Annotated in this window: 22 protein-coding genes and 1 tRNA gene; 22 read left to right on the forward strand and 1 reads right to left on the reverse strand. The window is 64.9% G+C overall.

Annotated elements, in window-relative coordinates; all coding sequences use genetic code 11:
• Positions 1-276 precede the first annotated feature (276 nt).
• The 16 genes from AC51BJ_RS05265 to AC51BJ_RS05340 all read left to right on the forward strand — a co-directional run bounded on the left by AC51BJ_RS05265 (position 277) and on the right by AC51BJ_RS05340 (position 13,076).
• Positions 277-1,674: a tyrosine-type recombinase/integrase gene (locus AC51BJ_RS05265; protein ID WP_496279541.1), complete on the forward strand. Its 1,398-nt coding sequence runs from the start codon at positions 277-279 to the stop codon at positions 1,672-1,674.
• 104 nt (positions 1,675-1,778) lie between these two features.
• Positions 1,779-2,159, forward strand: a complete 381-nt coding sequence (locus AC51BJ_RS05270) for a S24 family peptidase (protein WP_496279542.1) — start codon at positions 1,779-1,781, stop codon at positions 2,157-2,159.
• A 52-nt stretch (positions 2,160-2,211) separates the two neighbouring features.
• Positions 2,212-2,625 carry a hypothetical protein gene (locus AC51BJ_RS05275; protein WP_496279543.1) on the forward strand — a complete coding sequence of 138 codons (414 nt, stop codon included), beginning with the start codon at positions 2,212-2,214 and terminating at the stop codon, positions 2,623-2,625.
• 13 nt (positions 2,626-2,638) lie between these two features.
• On the forward strand, positions 2,639-3,064 hold the full coding sequence (locus AC51BJ_RS05280) for a hypothetical protein (RefSeq protein WP_496279544.1): 426 nt from the start codon (positions 2,639-2,641) through the stop codon (positions 3,062-3,064).
• A complete protein-coding gene (locus AC51BJ_RS05285; RefSeq protein WP_496279545.1) occupies positions 3,061-3,723 on the forward strand; it encodes a hypothetical protein in 663 nt (220 codons plus the stop codon). The genes AC51BJ_RS05280 and AC51BJ_RS05285 overlap by 4 nt, the downstream gene beginning before the upstream one ends.
• A gap of 86 nt (positions 3,724-3,809) precedes the next feature.
• A complete protein-coding gene (locus AC51BJ_RS05290; protein ID WP_496279546.1) occupies positions 3,810-4,031 on the forward strand; it encodes a hypothetical protein in 222 nt (73 codons plus the stop codon).
• Positions 4,032-4,040: 9 nt separating this feature from the next.
• Positions 4,041-4,634 (forward strand): phage virion morphogenesis family protein, encoded by a 594-nt coding sequence (locus AC51BJ_RS05295; protein ID WP_496279547.1) that lies wholly within the window; start codon positions 4,041-4,043, stop codon positions 4,632-4,634.
• A gap of 163 nt (positions 4,635-4,797) precedes the next feature.
• The gene (locus AC51BJ_RS05300; RefSeq protein WP_496279548.1) at positions 4,798-5,589 is read left to right on the forward strand and encodes a helix-turn-helix domain-containing protein; all 792 of its coding nucleotides are present in this window, start codon (positions 4,798-4,800) and stop codon (positions 5,587-5,589) included.
• The gene (gene dnaB / locus AC51BJ_RS05305) at positions 5,586-6,971 is read left to right on the forward strand and encodes a replicative DNA helicase (RefSeq protein WP_496279549.1); all 1,386 of its coding nucleotides are present in this window, start codon (positions 5,586-5,588) and stop codon (positions 6,969-6,971) included. The genes AC51BJ_RS05300 and dnaB overlap by 4 nt, the downstream gene beginning before the upstream one ends.
• Positions 6,972-7,012: 41 nt before the next feature.
• A complete protein-coding gene (locus AC51BJ_RS05310; RefSeq protein ID WP_496279550.1) occupies positions 7,013-7,705 on the forward strand; it encodes a hypothetical protein in 693 nt (230 codons plus the stop codon).
• 179 nt (positions 7,706-7,884) lie between these two features.
• On the forward strand, positions 7,885-8,292 hold the full coding sequence (locus tag AC51BJ_RS05315) for a phage tail assembly protein (protein ID WP_496279551.1): 408 nt from the start codon (positions 7,885-7,887) through the stop codon (positions 8,290-8,292).
• 21 nt (positions 8,293-8,313) lie between these two features.
• Positions 8,314-10,638 (forward strand): tape measure protein, encoded by a 2,325-nt coding sequence (locus AC51BJ_RS05320; RefSeq protein ID WP_496279552.1) that lies wholly within the window; start codon positions 8,314-8,316, stop codon positions 10,636-10,638.
• Positions 10,639-10,642: 4 nt separating this feature from the next.
• Positions 10,643-11,056 (forward strand): Mor transcription activator family protein, encoded by a 414-nt coding sequence (locus AC51BJ_RS05325; protein ID WP_496279553.1) that lies wholly within the window; start codon positions 10,643-10,645, stop codon positions 11,054-11,056.
• A complete protein-coding gene (locus tag AC51BJ_RS05330) occupies positions 11,053-11,574 on the forward strand; it encodes a hypothetical protein (protein WP_496279554.1) in 522 nt (173 codons plus the stop codon). Before AC51BJ_RS05325 ends, AC51BJ_RS05330 begins: the two co-directional genes overlap by 4 nt.
• Positions 11,575-11,577: 3 nt before the next feature.
• A complete protein-coding gene (locus AC51BJ_RS05335; RefSeq protein ID WP_496279555.1) occupies positions 11,578-12,774 on the forward strand; it encodes a phage portal protein family protein in 1,197 nt (398 codons plus the stop codon).
• 29 nt (positions 12,775-12,803) lie between these two features.
• Complete coding sequence (locus tag AC51BJ_RS05340) at positions 12,804-13,076, forward strand: hypothetical protein (RefSeq protein WP_496279556.1); 273 nt, start codon at positions 12,804-12,806, stop codon at positions 13,074-13,076.
• Between the two features lie 673 nt (positions 13,077-13,749).
• Here AC51BJ_RS05340 and AC51BJ_RS05345 read toward each other — a convergent pair.
• Positions 13,750-13,825: transfer RNA gene (locus tag AC51BJ_RS05345), tRNA-Thr, on the reverse strand.
• 141 nt (positions 13,826-13,966) lie between these two features.
• On the opposite strand from AC51BJ_RS05345, the gene AC51BJ_RS05350 reads away from it, so the two are divergent.
• The 6 genes from AC51BJ_RS05350 to fliD all read left to right on the forward strand — a co-directional run bounded on the left by AC51BJ_RS05350 (position 13,967) and on the right by fliD (position 21,360).
• Complete coding sequence (locus AC51BJ_RS05350; RefSeq protein ID WP_496279557.1) at positions 13,967-15,487, forward strand: PAS domain-containing sensor histidine kinase; 1,521 nt, start codon at positions 13,967-13,969, stop codon at positions 15,485-15,487.
• Complete coding sequence (locus AC51BJ_RS05355) at positions 15,484-16,122, forward strand: response regulator (RefSeq protein WP_019917469.1); 639 nt, start codon at positions 15,484-15,486, stop codon at positions 16,120-16,122. The genes AC51BJ_RS05350 and AC51BJ_RS05355 overlap by 4 nt, the downstream gene beginning before the upstream one ends.
• Positions 16,123-16,252: 130 nt before the next feature.
• On the forward strand, positions 16,253-17,992 hold the full coding sequence (locus AC51BJ_RS05360) for a GGDEF domain-containing protein (RefSeq protein ID WP_496279558.1): 1,740 nt from the start codon (positions 16,253-16,255) through the stop codon (positions 17,990-17,992).
• A gap of 332 nt (positions 17,993-18,324) precedes the next feature.
• Positions 18,325-19,518, forward strand: coding sequence for a flagellin N-terminal helical domain-containing protein (locus AC51BJ_RS05365; RefSeq protein ID WP_019917467.1), 1,194 nt, complete (start codon positions 18,325-18,327; stop codon positions 19,516-19,518).
• 65 nt (positions 19,519-19,583) lie between these two features.
• Positions 19,584-19,934 carry a flagellar protein FlaG gene (locus AC51BJ_RS05370; protein WP_341420921.1) on the forward strand — a complete coding sequence of 117 codons (351 nt, stop codon included), beginning with the start codon at positions 19,584-19,586 and terminating at the stop codon, positions 19,932-19,934.
• Positions 19,935-19,944: 10 nt separating this feature from the next.
• On the forward strand, positions 19,945-21,360 hold the full coding sequence (gene fliD, locus AC51BJ_RS05375) for a flagellar filament capping protein FliD (protein ID WP_496279559.1): 1,416 nt from the start codon (positions 19,945-19,947) through the stop codon (positions 21,358-21,360).
• Positions 21,361-21,368: the final 8 nt, after the last annotated feature.

A 21,368-nucleotide genomic window follows, 5' to 3' on the forward strand; every position in this document is an offset into this window, starting at 1 on the left:
CCTGCTGAACGCAGCGGCGACGCACATGAAAAAGGCCGATTCGAAGGAATCGGCCTTTCTTTATTGGTGCCGCTTGTCGGAATCGAACTGACGACCTACCGCTTACAAGACGGCAAAAAACGGCGTTCATAGTAGTTCGCGCACGTTCAGCTTGTTCCGAAAACCCATATATTTCAGTTGCTTTAGCGCCTGTCGCGTTTCTTGACATCCCGCGACATTCCCCTAAGATGGCTACATGCGGGCTACACAAAGCCCAAATCAGCCACCGGAGACGCCTTGCAACGCGAACGCCTGACCCCGGACCGCATCCGCCGCTTCACGTGCCCTGAGGGCGTAAAGCAGGCGTTTCTGTGGGACACCGAAGCCCCGCGCCTCGCCGTCCGGGTGACCGCGGCCGGCGCCAAGTCCTTCGTCTTCGAGACGAAGCTGCACCGGCAGACGATCCGCCTCACGATCGGCGACTCGCGCGCCTGGAACATCGACGACGCACGAGCGGAAGCGCGCCGGCTGCAGACCTTGGTCGACCAGGGCATCGACCCGCGTGAGGAGCGCGCCGCGCGTCTGGCCGACATCACCGCCAAGCGCGAGAAGGCGAAGACGGCCGAAGTTTCCGTCGGCGAGGTCTGGCGGGCCTACATCGAGGCGCGGACACCGAAATGGGGCGACCGCCACCTGCGCAACCATCTGGCGATGGCGAAGGCCGGCGGCGAACCGCGCCGGCGCGGCAGGCGGACGGGTGAATCGGATGTGGTTCAGCCTGGCCCGCTTCACCCCCTGCTTTCCTTGAAGATGAGCGAGCTGGACGCCAAGGCCGTGCGCCAATGGCTTGAGCCGCTGACGGAGCGTGCCCCGACGACCGCAGCCCAGACCTACCGGGCGCTGCGAGCCTTCATCGGCTGGGCTGCCACTTCAGATAAGTTCGCCACCATCACCCACGCGGACGCCTGCTCCCGCAACATGGCCCGCGATGTCCTGCCGCGGGCGAAGCCGAAGACGGATTGCATGCAGCGCGAGCAGCTGGCGCTGTGGTTCGAGAAGGTGCGAGCCCTCGCGAACCCTGTGCATGCCGCCTATCTGCAGGCGCTGCTGCTGACCGGCGCGCGACGCGAAGAACTGGCCGGCCTGCGCTGGACCGACGTCGACTTCCAGTGGAACAGCCTCACCATCCGCGACAAGGTCGAGGGCGTGCGCACCATCCCCCTCACCCCATACGTTGCGAGCCTGCTGCGCGACCTGAAACAGCGACACGATTCAGAGGCGAGGCGGGTGCGCACCATGCGCGGGGAGGACGAGGAGAAGGCGAAAGAGCGCGCAGCGCGTGCGCTCCCCTGGGTGTTCAGCAGCCCGACGGCAGCGTCTGGCCGACTGCAGGAGCCGCGCATCGCGCACAACAAGGCGCTGAACGCTGCCGGACTGCCGCCGCTCAGCCTGCATGGGCTGCGCCGATCCTTCGGCACGTTGTCGGAGTGGGTGGAGGTGCCGGCCGGCATCGTCGCGCAGATCATGGGACACAAGCCGTCCGCCATCGCGGAAAAGCACTATCGACAGAGGCCGCTGGACCTGCTGCGCATGTGGCACACGAAGATCGAGGGCTGGATGCTGGAGCAAGCCGGCATCGAGCAGCCGAGGACCGACGAGGTGGCGACCTCGTTGCGCGTCGTTTCGAGCACCTGAGCGAGCGTCACCGCGCCGGCCGGTAGCCGGCAAGAGCGGGGCCGCACGATGCGTCAACATCGAGCAGCCCCTGACCATGAAGCACCTGTACAGAGGTAACCCCCATGGCTGAGCGAAACCATATCACCACCACCAGCAGGCCAGCGCCGATCCTGCCTTCCCCGGCCCTGTTCGAACACTTCAGCGACCGCGCAACGCAGATCACCGGCCGCATGCCTGACGGCTCCATGTCCCCGAAGATCGAAGAGGGCGACCTGCTGCAGATCGAACCCTGCGACGAGATCGGCACCGGTGGCGCGATCTACGCCTTCGAGATCGACGGTCGCCAGTACGTCCGATCGCTCGCGCTGGGCATCGGCGGCGAGGTCATCGCCTACTACGCCGACCCGGTTCGCGGGTCGGACACTCTCCCCGCCAGCGAGGCGCACCGAATCAAGCTGATCGGCCGCGTCGTCGGTGTTCTGCAATACCGCAGCGTCATCTAACCGGAGGATTCAAGCCATGGCGATTCAAATCGGAGTAGCCCCCTTCCCGCCTGTGTCCGGTGCCTTCGGCGACCGCCGTCTGTTCCTCTGCCGCCCCGGCGACCCGATGCTGATCGGGTGGTGGACGGATGACCAGTGCGGGCACGAGCAGGCCGAGGACGGCCCCATCTGCCTGGTCATCGGTCGCCGCGCATCCAGCGCCGACATCGATCGCTTGCACAGCCGCTTCGGCGTTCCGATGGAAAGCCTGATCGAGTTCCGATCACGCGCCCAAGGATCACGCGCAGCGCTTCGCCGGCAGGCTCGCCAGGCATTGAAGGCGCGAGGTATCGAGCGCTTCGCCGTGCTGTACGTGAAGGACGGGCAGGAGCACCGGAGCCCGTGGTTCAGCTCGCGCGAACGCGCACAGGCAGCACGCGCGGTGCTGAAGGCAAAACACGGCGCGGCGGTCGTCTACGCCGACTGACGGCGCCGGGAACGTGCCGACGGTGGAAGAGGTGGCCAGCCGCTGGAGCGCTGGCGCGCTGGTCATCGTGAAGACCGAACGGGACACCCTCTACAAGGCTGCCGCTTTCGTGTTCGGCGACGGCGACGCGCTGGTGTGGGTCGAGCCGCACTATCTCGACCCCTACGGCGCGGCGACGCCTGCGATGCACCGCGCCCAGGCGGCGCAGGTGCTGCAGTTCGGTACGGCCTTCAACATCCAGGCCGACGGCGGAACATGGTCGGTCACGTTGGCCGACTACATCGCGGAGGAAGACGCCGACCAGATCGGCGAACAGATCGCGTTCCTGTTCGATCGGCTTGCGGCAGCTGGCACCACCTGGCACACCGAGCGCGAGCGCGTGCGCGCTCTGGTGCTCGGCAGCGAGGCCTCAGGCCAATCCAATCAGATAAATTCATGAACGAGCCAAAGAAGAGAGAGCCCCTTCGGGTACTTGCTCACTATGCAAATCCATTGGCCGATGGATCCGTGCCCTACGCTGGTTTGCTGACGACGCACAACGGGGATTATGTCGCGACGGTCAGCGGGGTTCTTCCAAAGGACTTCCTCGAAAAGACAACGCCAGTCAGGCGCAGAGGGCGGCCCAAGAACGAGCCGAAGAGCGTCGCATACCTGCTGCATGAACTGATTTGTGAATCCTTGGTGCAAGACAGTGAAGGCCTACGGATCACAGACATACGAGCTCAAGCGGCCGAGGCGATCGGCGTCGGTTCGCGCGACGACCCAGAGGAGTCTGGCAGGTACATCCGTCGCCAAGCGAACAGCGAAACAGCGAGAGCCGCCACGGCAGACTTCAACAAAATCATGGTCATTCAGGGCGATGCAGGGGGAAGCAATCGTCTAGGAATCCTTCTGCACAAGGAAGCCCGTGTTCGAAGAGGCGAGTTCGGACTGATCGTCCACGGAGTCATGTGGATATGCCAGTGGGGCAATAGGGAGGCGCGTTACTGCCGAGCCGACAATGTGCAGGTACCCATTGGCAAGATGAATCCCAATATCGACCAGATCTTGGCGGAGCTGTCGACGACTGATCGAAGCACAGCCGAGACGGGGGAATAATTCGCGTCTGGTTTTTTCCCCTGTTTGGGGTGTCCGCATGCTGATGAACTTGAAACCGTCTAATTACCCGACGAGGACAGTTCAGCATGAGCGCACCCCGCCTCTACACCACGGACGAAGCCGCTGCCGTAACGCGGCACCAGCCGGAGACGTATCGAAAACAGTTCTGCCTGAAGGGGCACTTCCACGGCGTCAAGCCGCGGAAGATCCCCGGTAGCCGCCGGCTGCTCTGGCCGGCTGACGAGATAGACCGCCTCGTTTCCGGCGAGGCTACCCAGCACCCCGAAACCGCCGCGCAGAGCGCCTGAGGCCCGACCATGTCGATCGAGGTCGAAGTCACTGGCGAGGGCGCCGAGCGGAAGCTGCAGCGGCTGCTGGGCTCCAGCAAGTCATCGAGGCTGTACGGCAGCGTCGGCGCAGGCCTTAAGACGCTGGTCGACCTGGGCTTCACGTCCGGGCGCGACCCCTGGGGCAAGCCGTGGGCACCGCTGAAGTTCCGCGGGCTGCGGCGCACCGACAACGGCGGAAAGCTGAGCCGCACCGGCCGCGAGCAAGCGGCAGCGAACAAGGCCGGTCGCCCTGGTCAGCCGTTGCGCGACACCGGCCGGCTGCAGCGGAGCATCACCTACAAGGCCGACCCCGACGGCGTCACCGTTGGAACGAACCTCCGCGCGAAGAACGGCGCCAGCATCCCCGCCGTGCATCAGTTCGGCGCCGTCATCCTGCCGAAGAAGGGCAAGTTCCTGATCTTCCCCGGCCCGAACGGCGCGATCGTCTTCGCGAAGAAATCGGTCATCCCGCGCCGCGCTTTCCTTCCGCTGAACGAGTCGGGCGCCGTGGTGCTGCCGCAGTCCTGGGCATCGTCGGTCATCGCCCGCGTTCGCGCGTACATGCTGCGGAGCGTGAAGTGAAGGTCCGCCGGCAGACTCAGGCCGCGAAGACTGTCGCCAGACCGAAGCGGGCAGCGCAGGGCTACGAGCGACGGAAGGCCGAGTGGATCGCACGCCACCCTGACGCCACGCCGGAGGCATACGCACGGGCCATGCGCGGGATCGCCAGAAAGGCGGGCGTCTGATGTCGATTCGCATCATGGCCATGGTCTGGGATGCCTACCCAAGCGGCGGGAGCGATCTGCTCGCCCTCCTCGCCCTCGCCGACTGGAGCGACGACGAGGGCCGATGCTGGCCGTCGATGTCGTCGATCGCGATGAAGACTCGGCTTTCAAGGTCGCAGGCTCAGCGCGTGGTGCACGGTCTGATCAGTACCGGATTCCTCGCAGTAATCGGCAACGAGGAAGGGGGGAAGCCCGGCGCAACTCGCCAGTACCAGATCAATCTGCGTGCGCTGACGGGTCGCATAGACGCTACCCCTACGGGTCGCACCCATGCGACGGGTAGCGCCGATGCGACGGGTCGCACCGATGCACAAGACGGGTCGCATCCATGCGGCGAGACGGGCCGCACCCATGCGACCCGAACCATCAGTGAACCATCAAGAACCGCCAGTGAACCGATGTCTCTCGACATCGGTGGTGCTCAGGCCAAGCCTGAACACCGCATCCCTGACTGCCCGCATCAGCAGATCATCGACCTCTACCACCAAGCACTGCCCACAGGTACCCGTGTTCGCGTGTGGAGCGGCACACGGGTCAAGCACCTGCAAGCCCGCTGGCGTGAGGACGAGCAGCGGCAGAACGTCGAGTGGTGGCAGCGCTTCTTCGCCTACTGCGCGAGATCCGAGTTCCTGACCGGCCAGACGCAACCGGCGAATGGTCGTGACCCGTTTGTCGTGAGCCTGGATTGGCTGGTGTCGCCGCAGAACTTCGCGAAGTGCATCGAAGGCAAGTACCACAGGAGCGCGGCATGAACGCGCCTGCCTTGAAGCTGCCGCCGCACTCGATCGAGGCCGAACAGTCGCTGATCGGTGCCCTGCTGCTGAGCAACGACACATGGGACCGCATCGAAGGCACGGTCACGGACGTCGACTTCTTCCGCGACGACCATCGCAGGATCTTCACCCACATCGCCGCACTGATCCGCGCCGGCAAGCCGGCCGACGTGGTGACGGTGCATGCGGCGATGGAGCAGTCCGGAGAGGCGGAGCGCTGCGGCGGTCTGGCCTACCTGGGCGAGATCGCGAACAGCACGCCGAGTGCAGCGAACATCCGGGCCTACGCGACCACGATTCGCGACCGGGCATACCGGCGCATGGGCCAAGGGGAGACAGAAGCGCTGGCGTTCTCCTACGCAGCTGGAGCGCTATCGCACGACGAGTTCGCTGCCGGTCTGGAGCGGGTCGCAGCGCAAGCCATCGACAGCGAGCGCGACGAACCCTTGTCGCTCGCCGATTCCATGAACGAGGCGATAGCGCTGATCAACGATCGCGCGAACGGCGGCGGAATTACCGGCCTGCCGTCCGGCCTCCCCGACCTGGACGCGCTGACCGGTGGCTTCGAGCCCGGCCAGCTGATCATCCTGGCCGCTCGCCCTGGCGTAGGGAAAACCGCTCTCGCCCTCGGCATTGCCGATCACGCCGCGCGAGCAGGACGCACGGCGCTGTTCATGTCGCTGGAGATGCCGGCGCGCGAACTGAGCATGCGCGTAATGGCGCAGCGGTCGGGGGTGAGCGTTCATGCGATGCGCGCCGGCACGCGCAACGACGATCACTGGTCGGCGCTCACACGGGTATCCGGCGAGGCCGCCCGGCAGCGGCTGTTCATCGACGACAAGCCCGCCATCACCCTGGCCTACCTGCGGGCACGCGCGAAGCGCCTCGCGAGGAAGCACGGCCTGCACCTGATCGTCGTCGACTACATCGGCCTGATGCGCGGCGAAGGCCAGAACCGGACGCAGGAGCTGGGCAACATCAGCCGAGGCCTCAAGGCGCTGGCCAAGGAACTCGCCGTGCCGATCATCGCCTGCGCCCAGCTGAACCGCGGCGTCGAGAGTCGCAGCGACAGGCGCCCCCAGCTGCACGACCTGCGCGACTCCGGCGAGATCGAGCAGGACGCCGACATCGTGCTGATGCTGCACCGGGAGGAGATGACGAACAGCGCCCCCGAGTGGCAAGGCGTCGGCGAGCTGCTGCTGCGCAAGCACCGCAATGGCCCGACCGGTGAAGTCCGGCTTCGGTACATCCACCACAGAACACTTTTCGTGCCCGGCGATGGATACGGACCGGTGCGCGACCAGGCGATACCGCGCGACGCGATTTACCGCGGCCATCGCGACCGAGGCTTCGACGGATAGCCGATCACCACCCCACACAACCCACACCCGAAGGAACCACGATGACGACCACGAAGGAAACGAAGAAAGCAGTCCAGGAAGCCGCCGAGCGGCTGGAAGAGGCGCGGCAGAACGCACAGCGCATCAGCGATGCGATGAACGTACAGCCGGCGGTGTTCGACGCGCAGCTGCTAGCGAAGGCCCGCGAGCGGTTGGTGGACATGAGCGCGTGCGTGATGCTGGGCGAGGCCACCCTCGAAGCGCTGGAAGAGGCGCGCAAGGAAGTTTCCGATCTGGAAATCGAAGCGGCTGCGGCTGAGTTCAACGCGCGCCACATCACCGAAGGTCGCGCCGGCCTCGAACGCCGACTGTCCGAGGCCCAAGGCGCGATCGAGGATGCCGAACAGGACTTGATCGAGGCGACGGGCGAATGGCTCAAAGCCGAATTGGCAGCGGCGGACGAGGCATACACCGCGGCCGCGCAGAGGGCCGCCGACGCCTTCGCAAATGTCAAAGCCATCGGCGCCATGCTGGACCACCGCAAGGCATGCCCGCCGGCAACGAGCTGCAGCGTCGATATGCGGCTTCCCGTGATTGGCCCCTTCAGCCTGGCGGAAAGCGCTGCAGTCGTCGGCGGCGGTATTCGCGGTGTCGTGGCTACCTACACGACGAAGCAATGGATGTCGGCGCACAACCATCTGCTGACCGAGTTCAAGAGCCTGGGCGCCCTCTGGCCGGCGCTCTCCAGACAGTAACCGAACCGATCGCCTGCTGCGCGAGCAGCGGGTCAGGTGCCCGAGGCGAAAGCCTCGGGACTGGGTATCAGTCGGCGAGTCACCCAGTTCATCAAAAGCAACCCCGACAGCCGGCGGCCTTCACCTCTTCGCTTCCACCGAAGGCGCGGCCGGCACCCGCAAACCAACTGGAGACACGCATGAGCGCAACCAAACAGATCGACGTCGACGGGCGCACGGTCACCGTTCGAGAACTGACCGTCGGCGAAGTCCGCGACTGGGTTACCGAGATCGAGAGCGGCAGCAAGACCATCGACGTGGCTGGCGAATTCGTCTTCGAGGACTGCAGCGTCGACGACCTCGTTCGCATGTCGGACATGCCGCGCGAGGCATTCGACGACCTTGCGCCCAGTCAGATCGAGCCGATCCGCGAAGCCGCCCGCGCACTGAACCCCGGTTTTTTTCGGGTTCGGGCGGCGGTGGCAGCGGCGCAAGCGTCCATCGCGCGCCAGCTACTTCAGTCGCCCGACAGATCGAGCGCAACGCCCTCGCCCTCGTCACACATGGCCACGCCGGCGTCTGGCGATACCCCTGGCGCGTCTACCTGATCGCATTGGAGATCCACTCTGATGGCAAATAAAGGCAAAGGCGACATCAACTTCCGGCTGACTCTCGAAGACGCCGACTTCCAACAGGGTGCGGCGCGCGTTCGCCAGACACTCAGGGGCTTCGAGGCCGACGCGAAGAGTATCGAGCGCGCGAAGGGCAGCGTCAGCACGATCGGTTCCGAGTTGGCAGGCCTGCAGGCGCTGGCAGCGCGCGCCCTGCCAGTGGCCGCCCTGGGCGTCGCCACGCGCGAGTTCGTGCACATCGCCGACGCCTACAGCAGCATGACCGCGCGGCTGAAGCTGGCCACCCGGGCGACCGGCGACTTCGAGCAAGTGCAGCAGGCCCTGAGAAAGGCTGCGGACGAGACGCGTGCGCCACTGCAGGACACGGTGAACCTGTACTCGCAGATCGCCCCCAGCCTGCAGGGCATCCTGAGTTCGCAGGAGATCATCGGCTTCATCACGACGGTGAATCAGGCGATTGCGCTGTCCGGTTCAAGCGCGCAGGGCGCAAGCGCTGCGCTGGTGCAGTTCACGCAGGGCCTTGCATCCGGCACGCTTCGCGGCGAGGAACTGAACTCGATCCTCGAGCAAACGCCCGCGCTCGCCGACGCGATCGCCGAAGGCCTGGGCGTCACCCGTGGCGAACTGCGCAAGCTGGGCGCCGATGGCGAGCTGACGACGGAGCGACTTGCGCGCGCAGTGCTGAAGGTCTCCGGCCGTGTCGCCTCGGACTTCAAGGGCCTGCCGGTGACGGTCGGCCAAGCCTTCATCCTGCTGAACAACTCCATCACCGAGTTCGTTGGAGCGCTGGACAAGGGAACGGGCGTCACCGCCGGGATGGCGAACGCCATCATCGCCGTCGGGAGCAGCGTTGATTCCCTCGCAGCGTCCACCAAGGAATTGAAGCCCGTCCTCGACGTCGCGATGAACGCGGTCGACATCTTCGGCCGCTTCGTTCGCGCGCTTGGCGCATCGGCAAAGGGCACCGCGGCCGTGCTCGATCGCCTGCGGTCCTTCGACTTCAAGGGCGCCACCGAGGAATACAAGAAGATGCAGCGGGAGGTCATCGCCATCGCCAAGGAACCCTTGGCATCGCAGAAGGCGGACGACCAGAAGCCCCAACGCGAAGCGAACGCGCGCCTGGAGATCGAGCGCAAGCTCGCGAACGAGATCCAGAAGCTGGAGAAGCTGAAGGCGGTGGCCACCGGCAAGGCTTCGGCGGACACCCTGAAGAACGAGCAGCAAGTCGCCGAGGAGCGAAACAAGATCGCCCGCGACGCGATGAACGACCGGCTGCGCGCGGAAGAATCCACCGCCGACAAGCTGCGCCAGCTGTTCGAGAAGTCCCTGACTGATGCGCAGAAGGCTCGCGACGAAGCGGCGAAGATCCGGATCGACGCGGCGGCATCGGCCGATAACCTGCGCGACCGCGCATCGCAACGGCGCGGCGCCGGCATGTCGGAGGGGGCACGCGAAGAGATGAACACGCGTGCCGCCAGCAGCCTCACGGCGCGCGCCACGCTGGCCGCAGGCGCCGCCCAGGTGGCCGCACGCGACGGCGACCTTCAGAAGGCTGCCAAGCTGGCCGCGGACGCCGCGAAGCTGGCAGCACGTGCCGAGCGGGCGGCCGATGCGATCAAGGACGACGACGCGGCGGCGCGTGCGCTCGAAGAACTGGCCCGCGTGCAGGAGAAGATCGGCGAGGCGCAGGCCAAGCAGAAGGAAGGCGAAGCCGCTCAGCTGGAGAAGGAGGCCACCGCCATCGAGCAGCAGATCAAGCTTGCCGAGGAGCGGATCGCCACATTCAAAGCCGAGCTGGCCAAGCCCGTGACGCTGAGCCTCGACATCAGCGAGGCGGAGAAGAGCATCAAGATGCTGAAGGACCAGCTGGCCGCGCTGAGCGCTCCGAAACTGCCGGCGCCGGCCCCCGCTGGATCCGGTACCGCCCCCTCCGCACCTACCAGCAGCGGGTCCGGTGCTTCGGGTAGCTGGGCGACCGGTGGCTACACCGGCCCGGGCGGGAAGTTCGATCCGGCGGGCGTCGTGCATGCCGGCGAGTACGTGCTGCGGCAGGAGGTCGTCAAGCAAGCCGGCATGCGTGCCTTCCTCGACAGCCTGAACCGCAACGGCGTCAAGGCGCTGCGGGGTTATTCGAGCGGCGGAGCAGTCACCCGCATCCCGCGGACCGGTCGGGTATCCCCCGCCGCCAGCGCCTCACAGGCCGGCGTGCGCGCGACTTTCAACATGCCTGGCCTGTCGCCGGTGCAGGCAAACATCGATCACCGAACCGCTCAGACCTTGGCACGCGAGCTGCGCCGCGAGGCGCGCAAGACGGGACGGTGACCGCATGCACGACCAACCAAACCAGGAGCCCCAGACCTTGCAGAAGATCGTGAAGGAAATCGCCGCCGTGATCGGCCTGCCCGCCTGCCTTGAGCTGGTGAGCCGCTGGGGTGGCCGCGACCTCTACGTGCCCGAGCACATCGACCGACAGCACCCCATCGCCTTCGCCATCGGCCTCGAAGCCGCGCAGAAGCTGGCCGCCGAGTACCCGCGGTGCACGCTCTCCCTGCCGATCGAGCGCAACGCGACCATCGACCTGCGAAATGCCCTGATCTTCCAGGAGTGGAAGGACGGCGCCAGCGTCATGCGTCTGTCCCATCGCTGGGGCCTGACCCGCCCGGGTATCGACGCAGTGCTGACGAAGATGCAGGACCGCGAGGCTCGCGCCGCCTCGAATCAAGCGGCACCGGCACGATGAACGCTACCGAGGATGAACAGGCCATGAAGTGCAAGACCGGAGCCGAGGCCGTCACCACGGCTCAATTGGAAGAACGAGCGCTGGACCTTCGGCGGACCGGCGCCAGCTATCGGGAGATCGCCAAGGCGCTGAACATGAGCCTGGGCAACGCGCACAAGCTGGTGAAACGCGGCCTGACCCGCAACCTCGCCAAGTGCAGCGAGCTGGCGGACGAGATCCGCACGCTGGAGCTTGACCGACTGGACGCCATGCAGACCTACCTGTGGGGCAAAGCCAAGAGAGGCAACGCCACAGCCGTCGACCGCATCCTGAAGATCATGGAGAGGCGTGCCCGCCTGCTGGGACTGGACAAGCCCGAACGCGTCGCGCTGGGCGGCGACCCTGATGCGCCCCCCGTCCGGCACGAGTCACGCACGGCCGCCGAATACACCGACGACGAACTGGCCGCCATTCTCGCGGACAGCCATCAGCAGGACGACCAGCAGCAGGCCGGCAACCGGCCGCACCTTGGAGACTGATACATGAGCAGCACCGACACGGCAGACGCGCCGGCCAAACTCGAAACGCTGGAGATCGCAAGGCCCGACCATATGGGCGCCCTCGCGAACGTCGGCGCGCGCATGAACGGCTACATGGACGTGCTCGCGCCGACCGACACCATCATCCAGACGAAGGGCGGCGGCATCGGGCAGCTGGCGATCTACAAGGAACTGCTGCGCGATGACCAGGTGCGCAGCACCCTGCAGCAGCGGCGCACCGCTGTCGTGTCGAAGGAATGGGTCGTCGAGCCTGGCGCCGAGGATGCGCGCGCCGAGGAAGCGGCCGAGGCCTTGCGCATGGACCTGAAGGCGATCAGCTGGGACGACATCACGGACAAGGCGCTCTTCAGCGTGTTCTACGGCTGGGGCATCGGTGAAGTGATGTGGGCGCCGGGCCCGGACCGCGTGCGCATCGCTGACGTGAAGGTGCGCGACCGCGCGCGCTTCCGCTTCGGGCACAGCGGCGCGCTCTACCTGCTGCGCAACGGCGGCACGCTGGAGGAAATGCCGGACCGGAAGTTCTGGACGATGACCGCCGGCGGCGACAGCCATGACGACCCCTACGGCCTCGGCCTCGCACACTCGATCTACTGGCCGGTGTTCTTCAAGCGCAACGGCGTCAAGTTCTGGCTGGTGTTCCTGGAGCGCTTCGGTCAGCCGACCACGAAGGCCACGGTGCCGTCCGGCATGATGGATGACACAGAAACGATTGCCGAGGCGCGCAAGGTGCTCGACGCGATCGCCACCGACAGCGGCGTGATCATTCCCGACAACCTCGTCGTTGACCTCATCGAGGCTTCGCGCACCGGCACCGCCGATTACGGCGCCATGTGCCAGTACATGGACCGCGCCATCGCGAAAGTCGTGCTGTCGCAGACGGCCAGCACCGAGGGCACGCCCGGGAAGCTGGGCGCCGACGACACGCAGAAGAGCGTGCGCGACGATGTCGTGAAGGCCGACGCCGATCTGGTGTGCGAGAGCTTCAACCGGTCCGTGGTGCGCTGGTGGACCGACTGGAATTTCGAGGGCGTAGCCGCCCCGCGGGTCTATCGGAAGACGGAGTCTCCCGCCGACATGAACACGCGTGCCGAGCGTGACAGCAAGCTGCACGCGATGGGCTTCGCGCCCGAAGAGGCGTATATCAAGGCGACCTATGGTGAGGGCTGGCGGAAGCGGTAAGCTAAGCGCGCATCTTTCGGGAGGGCGGAATGCCTGACAACCTGGACAAACTGGTGGCGATGCTGGCGGAAAGCGGCACCGTTGCAACGCGCGAGCAGGCCGAGCGGCTGGCCGTTCGCGTGGCCGGGTCCGTCGACGCCTATATCCAGCGTTCGGAGCAATTCCGTACTTGGGCCGAGAATTACGAGCCTTTGCCTTCGCCGGACGGTGGAGTGCCCACGAAGTTCAGCGAGCCCATCGCCTACCGCGTTATCGCGGATCGCCTTGCGACCCTTCCGCACTCTCCACCAGAATCTGAATAGAGCGGCCACCCTTCAGCTTCAAGTGAGGGTTTTTTCGACGGTGGTCTCTCGCTTCTTGCATTGATCGCTCGAACTCCGGGAGCCCCTGCCGACGGTGCCAGTAAATCATCAAGTCGACCCCAAGCTCACCGAAGTTCTCACCCATCCGATTGATCTCGTGGGCCTCCAAGACATTCGATCGTTCCGGGATACTCGCCGATTGCCGTCGCAGTAGGACGAAGCGTGACTCCTTTCGATCACTACTAAACACCACCGCCTTGGATCCGTGGGCGAGTGCATTTCGTTGCGTCGAAGTTCGTCGGGTGCGCTCTACAAGACGCTCCCACTCCTTCCGTGCATCAGGGTCGCTCTCGGCGTACTTGACGACAGCGTCCGTCATTCGCAAACGAGGCCCAAATCCTTCAAGTGACCAAAACGCCTCCGCTGCGACCGTGGGGCCATCGGCCGACGTTCTTCTGGTCACATAGAATTCGAAGATGCAGCACAGCGCAGATTCGACCGTATGCCAGTTCATCAGCGCCTCGCCGACACTCGCGTCAAGCTTCCCTTCTGATTCGTCGGACATCACTCTCCCGCTGCGACAGAGTTGTAGAAACCGGCTACACAAGGGCTACATGCCGATCGGAAAGCAAAAGGCCAGTCCTCGCGAACTGGCCTATCTGCTTGATAAATCTGGTGCCGCTTGTCGGAATCGAACTGACGACCTACCGCTTACAAGGCGGTTGCTCTACCAACTGAGCTAAAGCGGCGAGTCGCGGATTATATCGCTGCCGTCGCCTGTCGCGGCGCTGTCGCTGCGCAATGTGCATGGATTAAACTGCAGGCACTACAACAATGCCTTCGCGCGTCAGCGTGGCGAGCCGTTCGCCGCGGACGAAGGCCCTGATCCGATGCCCGATCCCGTCACGCCTGTACTGACCGCCCAGCGCACGCTCGATGTCCTGCTGATCGAGGACTCCGAGGACGACGCGGTGCTGCTGCTGCATCGCTTCCGTCAGGCCGGCTACTCCGTGCGCTCGACCCGCGTGGAGGACGAGAGGGGGCTGCGCGCCGCGTTGCGCTCGGGTTCGTGGGACGTCGTGCTGTCCGACCACAACATGCCTCAGTTCTCGGCCATGGCGGCGCTGGGCATCCTGCAGGAACTGGGGCTCGACCTGCCCTTCATCATCGTGTCCGGCGTGATCGAGGAAGACATCGCGGTGTCGGCGATGCGCGCCGGCGCCCACGATTACCTGAGCAAGACCAATCTCGACCGCCTGGTGCCGGCGGTCGAGCGCGAAATGCGCGAAGCGCGCAACCGGGCCGAGCGCCACAGCGCACTCGACGCCGTGCGCGACAGCGAAGCACGTTTCCGCGCGCTGGCAGCCAACATCCCCGGCATGGTGTTCCAGCTGCTGCGCCACGACGACGGCGGCTGGCGCTTCCTGTTCGTCAGTGACGGTTGCCTCGCCCTGCTCGCGCTGAAGCCGTCGGAACTGATCGCCCAACCCGGCCGCTTCCTCGAAATGGTGCTGCCGGAGGACATGCCGGAACTGAACCGCGCAATGAAGCAGTCGGCGCAGTCGCAGTCCACCGTGAACTGGGAAGGCCGCATCCGCCTGCCGGACGGGGACGTGAAGTGGGTGAACCTGCGTTCGTCGCCGCGCCTGCTCGCCTCCGGTGTGCCGATCTGGGAAGGCATCGTTTCCAACATCACGCAGAGCAAGCTGACCGAGCGCGAACTGCGCCAGTCGCGTGGCCAGCTGGCCGAGCTGTCGTCGCATCTGCAGATGGCGAAGGAGGAGGAGCGGGAACGGATCGCGCGCGACATCCACGACGAACTGGGCGGCCTGCTGGTGGCGCTAAAGTTCGAGGTGTCGCTGCTGGCGAACAAGACCGCCGCCGACCCCGACGCCATCCGCGCACGTTCGCAGAGCATGGGCAAGCTGGTGGATGACGCAATCAGCACGGTCGGCCGCATCGCGCGCGAGCTGCGTCCGGGCATCCTGAAGGAATTCGGACTGGCGCCGGCGATCGAGAGCCATGCCGAGGATTTTTCCGCGCGCACCGGCCTGCAGTGCGAACTGCTGTGCATCGACCACGACATCGAACCGGACGAGGAGACGGCGATCGCGCTGTTCCGCGTTTTCCAGGAAGCGCTGACCAACGTGTCCAAGCACGCGCAGGCGCACAAGGTCGAAGTCAGGCTGACGCAGGAAGACGACGACATCGTGCTGGAAATCGCCGACGATGGTCGCGGCCTTGCACCCGCCGATCTGAACAAGCCCAAATCATTCGGCCTGCGCGGCATACGCGAACGGGTCGCCCACCTGAACGGCCGCTTCGAGGCGAGCGGCCGCAACGGCGGCGGCACCCGGCTGCTGCTGCGTGTACCGGCCTGCCGCCGCACCGTACTGGAGTTTGCACGATGAGCAGCATCCGCATCCTGATCGCCGACGACCACGCCATCGTGCGTTCCGGTCTGCGCCAGATCCTCTCCGACAGCCCCGACCTGGTGGTCACCGGCGAGGCGGAGAACGGCGTCGAGGCGATGCACAAGCTGCGCGACGGCAGTTTCGACATGGTACTGATGGACGTGTCCATGCCCGACCGCAACGGCATCGACACGCTGAAGCTGGTGCGCAAGGAATTTCCCAAACTGCCGGTGCTGGTCCTGTCGATGCACCCCGAAGACCAGTACGCCATTCGCGCGCTGAAGGCCGGCGCCTCCGGCTACCTGACCAAGCAGAGTGCGCCGGAACAGCTGGTGACGGCGATCCGTCAGGTCGCCAGCGGCAAGAAGTACGTGTCGCCGACGCTGGCGATGGAACTGGCCAACGCCATCACCGACGACAGCGAGCGCCCGCCGCACGAAAAGCTGTCCGACCGCGAATACCAGACGCTGGTGATGATCGCCTCGGGCAAGACGCTGACCCAGATCGGCGAAGAACTGAATCTGAGCGTCAAGACGGTCAGCGTCTATCGCGCCCGGCTGCTGGAGAAGATGCGCATGAAGAACAACGCCGAACTGACCCACTACGGGCTGAAGCACGGTCTGGTGGACTGAACATGGGTCGCATCGCTGTTACGGCGCCGTGTGACAACTTTTGCACGACCTGCCCCTAAAGACGGCAGGTCGATTGCCGTTGTTTGCCTTCGTTACAAACCGTTAACTACTTCCGCACATGTCAGACGCCATGCAGCCGCTCGAAATCGCTCGTGAAGCCCTGCGGCGGCTTGCCATGCGTCAATTGCAGCCGACGCCGGAGAACTATCGCGCGCTGTACCACGAGATCGCCGGCACCAAGCCGGAGGACCTCTTTCCCGAGCGCGCGCTGAAGCTGGTCTGCAGCACGCTGCCGCGACTCAACCAGGCGCAGATCGAGTTCGTGCAGCGTCTCGAAAGCGCGGTCACCAGCCGCAGCTGGTCGGCGATCAGCGGGTCGCTGGTCGGCCTGCTGCGTGCCCAGGCGGCCCCGCAGCGCAAATGGACGGCCCTGCTCAAGGACGTGTTCAAGCAGCTCGAACGCAATCACGCAGCGCTGACCTTCGCGCAGAAATACCAGGCCTTGCAGCAGGTGCTGGACTCCTCGAATGGCGAGCTCGATGCGCTTTATTCGCGCATGAGCGCGCTGGCGGACAAGTGGGAATCGGCCGAGGACGGCAAGGCCGCCCCGGCGGTGCAGCTGGTCGTCGACAGCGCCACGCCAACCGACAACAGCGACGCGGCACTGCGCGACCTGTTCGCGCGTACGCTCGAAGGCGTCGTCGCCAGCCTGCTCATTACCGCCCCCGAACTGCGCGACGAAGCGATCGAACTGGGCAAAGTGCTGCGCGAAGTACGAGACATGCGCGGTGTGGATGACCTTGCGTCCAAGCTGCGCAATCTCATCTACCGCCTGAACTGGGTGGTCGACGATCAGGCGGAGATCCGCACCGGCCTGCTTTCGCTGCTCGACCTGCTGTTGCGCAACATCAGCGATCTGGTCATCGACGACCGCTGGATGCGCGGCCAGATCGATGCATTGCGCGGCCTGTGCGATCACCCGATCAGTGCGCGCGAGCTCGACGAAGTCGAGCGCCGCCTGCGCGAGGTGATCGAACGCCAGGGCTCGCTGCGCGGCAATATCGACGACGCCAAGCACCAGATCAAACTGATGCTGGCAGGCTTCGTCGAGCAGTTGGGCAGCTTCACCGACGCCACGTCCGGCTTCGGCGACAAGATGGAAGGCTATGCGCGCACCATTGCGGAAGCCGACGACATCGGCGCGCTGCAGGGCGTGATTGCCGACGTGATCACCGCGACGCACGAAATGCGCGCCACCACGGAACGTTCGCGCAACGAGGTCTACACCATGCGCGATCGCGTGCGTGCGGCCGAAGCCGAAATCGAACGTCTGCAGATCGAACTCGAACAGACCAGCGAGAAGATGCGCCACGACCCGCTGACCGGCGCGCTCAACCGCAAGGGTCTGGAAGAGTCCTATGCGAAAGAGGTGTCGCGCGCATCGCGCCGCGGCACCCAGCTCTGTCTGGCCGTGCTCGACATCGACAACTTCAAGCGCCTGAACGACACCTACGGCCACAATACCGGCGACGATGCGTTGCTGCATCTGGTGGCCACGGTGCGCGACTGCCTGCGTCCGCACGACACGCTGTCGCGTTATGGCGGCGAGGAGTTCGTCATACTGCTGCCGGAGACTTCGGTCGATGACTCCGTGGTCGTGCTGCAGCGACTGCAGCGCGAACTGACCAAGCGCTACTTCCTTGCCAACAATGACAAGCTGCTGATCACCTTCAGCGCAGGTGTCACCGTCGTGCAGCAGGACGAAGCCCAGAGTTCGGCGATCGAACGCGCCGACGTCGCGATGTATCAGGCCAAGGCGACCGGCAAGAACCGCGTCGTCGTCGCACCGGGCACCGCCATCGCTGCCTGAGCGCCGCTGCGTCACCTGCGCAGCGGCAATCACAATTGGTAACAGTTGAAATCCAGTGCTGACGCGGCTTTCCGGGCGAATTTCACGCCATCCCCAAAGCACAAGGCACTCTTCGGGGCAACCCTAAAGTTTTTGCCCCTCGAACCTACACCGCAGCGGCAAGCCATTTCGCGATGCCTGCGCCTGAAAGCCACGAGCACAAAGGCTTTCATTGAGATAGTGGCCTAAAGTTTTCTCTCCCCTCTCCGTTACTTGAATCATCGGCGACATCAACATCGGGTCATGCAACCCAGGGCGCCGTAACTACACCACTTCGTGACAGGAGAAAGAAAATGCCGCAAATCATCAACACCAACGTTGCCTCGCTCACCGCTCAGCGCAACCTCAATTCCTCGCAGAATTCGCTCGCCACTTCGCTGCAGCGTCTGTCGTCCGGTCTGCGCATCAACAGCGCCCGTGACGATGCCGCTGGTCTGGCGATTTCGCAGCGCATGAACGCCCAAGTCAAGTCGCTGAACCAGGCCGCCCGTAACGCCAGCGACGGTATCTCGATGATCCAGACCGCTGAAGGCGGCATGTCGCAGATCCAGGACATGCTCATCCGCATGAAGGAACTGGCGACCCAGGGTTCCAACTCGACGCTGGCGGACGCAGAGCGCTCCTTCATCGCCGACGAAATGACCCAGCTGCGCGACGAGATCAACAACATCTCGACCCGTACCAAGTTCAACGGCCAGCAGCTGCTGAACGGTTCCTTCGGTAAGGCACTCGACACCACCTCGACCGTGCAGGGCGGTTTCAACCTGGCCACTTCCGGCACCGCCGCAGTGACCAAGGTCGACATCACCGGCGCCGCCGCGGGCACGACCTTCACCTTCGCCGACGCCAACACCGGCGAACTGACGCTGTCGGACGGCACGAACTCGCAGATGATCGACATCACCGCCCTGGCGCTGACCGCAGGCCAATCGTACGAGCTGAACTACAACGAGCTCGGCGTGAAGGTGACGATCAAGGCTTCGGGTGCTGAGACCGGCGCCAACATCGCGGCCGACCTCGACGCTGGCACCATCATCACGACCGCTGCCACCGGCGCTGAAATCCAGGTCGGTGCGGACGACGCTGCCGACAACCGCCTGACGCTCACCTTCGGCGACACGCGTATCAACGCCACCTCGGCCGACGCCCGCATGGTTGCCCTGGACACCGACATCACCGCCTTCACCGGCGCCACCACGGCTGCCAACTCGCAGGCGCTGCTGACCTCGGTCGAAGACGCACTGACCTACGTGTCGGAACAGCGTGCCGCCCTCGGTGCCCAGCAGAACCGCCTCGACTACACCGTGGCCAACCTGCAGACGCAAGCGGAAAACATCTCCGCTTCGAAGAGCCGCATCACCGATGCCGACTTCGCTGCGGAAACCGCCAACCTGACCCGCGCGCAGATCCTGCAGCAGGCCGGTACCGCGATGCTGGCGCAGGCCAACTCGCTGCCGCAGAACGTGCTGAGCCTGCTCCGCGGCTGATCGCGTAAGGCAGTAATGAGGGGGCGCGGGCGACCGCGCCCCCCACCCAGCATAGGGAGAACATCATGGCCGTACAGCCTATCCCGAACAGCGCAACGATCTCTGCCCCGGGCGTCCAGGCGACCACCGGGGCAAAGCCCGTTATGCCGGAGAGCAAGAAGGCGGAAGCACCACCCAGCGAGGCAGCGCTCAGCAACGAACAGATCGAACAGACGGTGGACGAGATTCGTCGCAAGATCGAACCGGTGGCACAGAACCTGCTCTTCACGATCGACAAAGACACAGGGAAAACCATCGTGCGGCTGATCGACTCGACCACCAAGGAAGTACTGCGGCAGATTCCTTCCGAAGAACTGATTGCGATTGCGCGGTCGCTCGGCAAGAGCCAGAGTGGACTGATCGAACGCAAGGCCTGAGGAGACCGCCATGGCATCGTCGCTCGCATTCGGTACCAACCTGGACATCAACTCCATCGTCACGCAGCTGATGACGGTAGAGCAGCGTCCGCTCACGCTGCTCGCGGAAAAGCAGGCCAAGCTCGAAACGAAGATTTCCAGCTACGGCATGATCAAGGGTGCGATGTCGACGCTGCAGACGGCAGCGGAAGCACTCGGCAAGGCGGAAATCTTTGCCTCCCGCAAGGCAACGATTGCCGACAGCGCGGTGGCAACGGTTGCCGCCTCGACGACGGCGACGCCCGGCAACTATTCAATCGAGGTGAGCAGCCTGGCCCGCGCGCAGGTCACCGCGTCGACAGCTTTCGCCGGCGGCAGCACCGCGAACGTCGGCAGCGGCACGCTGACCATCGAACTGGGCAGCTACAGCGGCGGCACATTCACCGCGAACCCCGACAAGACAGCGGTTAACATCGACATTTCCAGCGGCGCAGCCACGCTCGCCGACGTGCGTGACGCGATCAACGCGGCCGACGCCGGCGTCACGGCATCCCTGCTCAACGACGGCACCGGCACCCGCCTCGTGCTGACCTCGCAGGATGGCGGCACCGCGAATACCGTGCGCATCACCGCCGCCGATGACGACGGCAACAACACCGACAACGCAGGCCTGTCGCGGCTGATCTATGACGCCTCGACCGGCGGCACCTCCAATCTTTCGGAGAAGGTGACCGCTTCGGATGCCGTGCTCAAGATCAATGGCATCGATGTCACCTCGAGCAGCAACACGCTGACCGACACCATCGAAGGCGTCACGCTGACGCTGAAAAGCACCAACGTCGGCAACCCGACGACGCTGACGGTCGGTGCCGATTACACCGGCGCGAAGAGCGCCATCGAAAAGCTGGTCAAGAGCTACAACGACGCCATCCTGACCATCAAGAACCAGACGTCTTACAACACGACCACCCAGACCGGTGCAGCACTGAACGGCGAGAGCACTGTGCTCAGCCTGCGCTCGCGTCTCGCCTCGGCCGTCACCGAAGAGATCGCACCGGGTGTTTCGCTCGGCAGCATCGGTGTGTCGGTGCAGAAGGACGGCTCGCTGAAGATCGACTCGGACAAGCTCACGACGGCACTGGAGAGCGGCGCCGCCAAGTCGCTGTTCATGGGCAGTACCGGCGTGACCGGTCTGGCGTCCAAGATCGACTCGATGATCTCGTCCGTGATCGACGAAGATGGCCTGATCGGCAACCGTCTCGAAGGCATGGAAGAGACGAAGAAGGCGATGAACCGCCAGCGCGACGCACTGAACGTCCGCATGGAACAGATCGAGGCCCGCTACCGCCGACAGTTCACTGCGCTCGATTCGCTGATCAGCAGCATGAACACGACCAGTACCTTCCTCACACAACAACTCGCCAGCCTGCCGACCTATTCGAGCTGACAGAGCGG

The organism is Methyloversatilis sp. S146-33 (assembly GCF_059552495.1).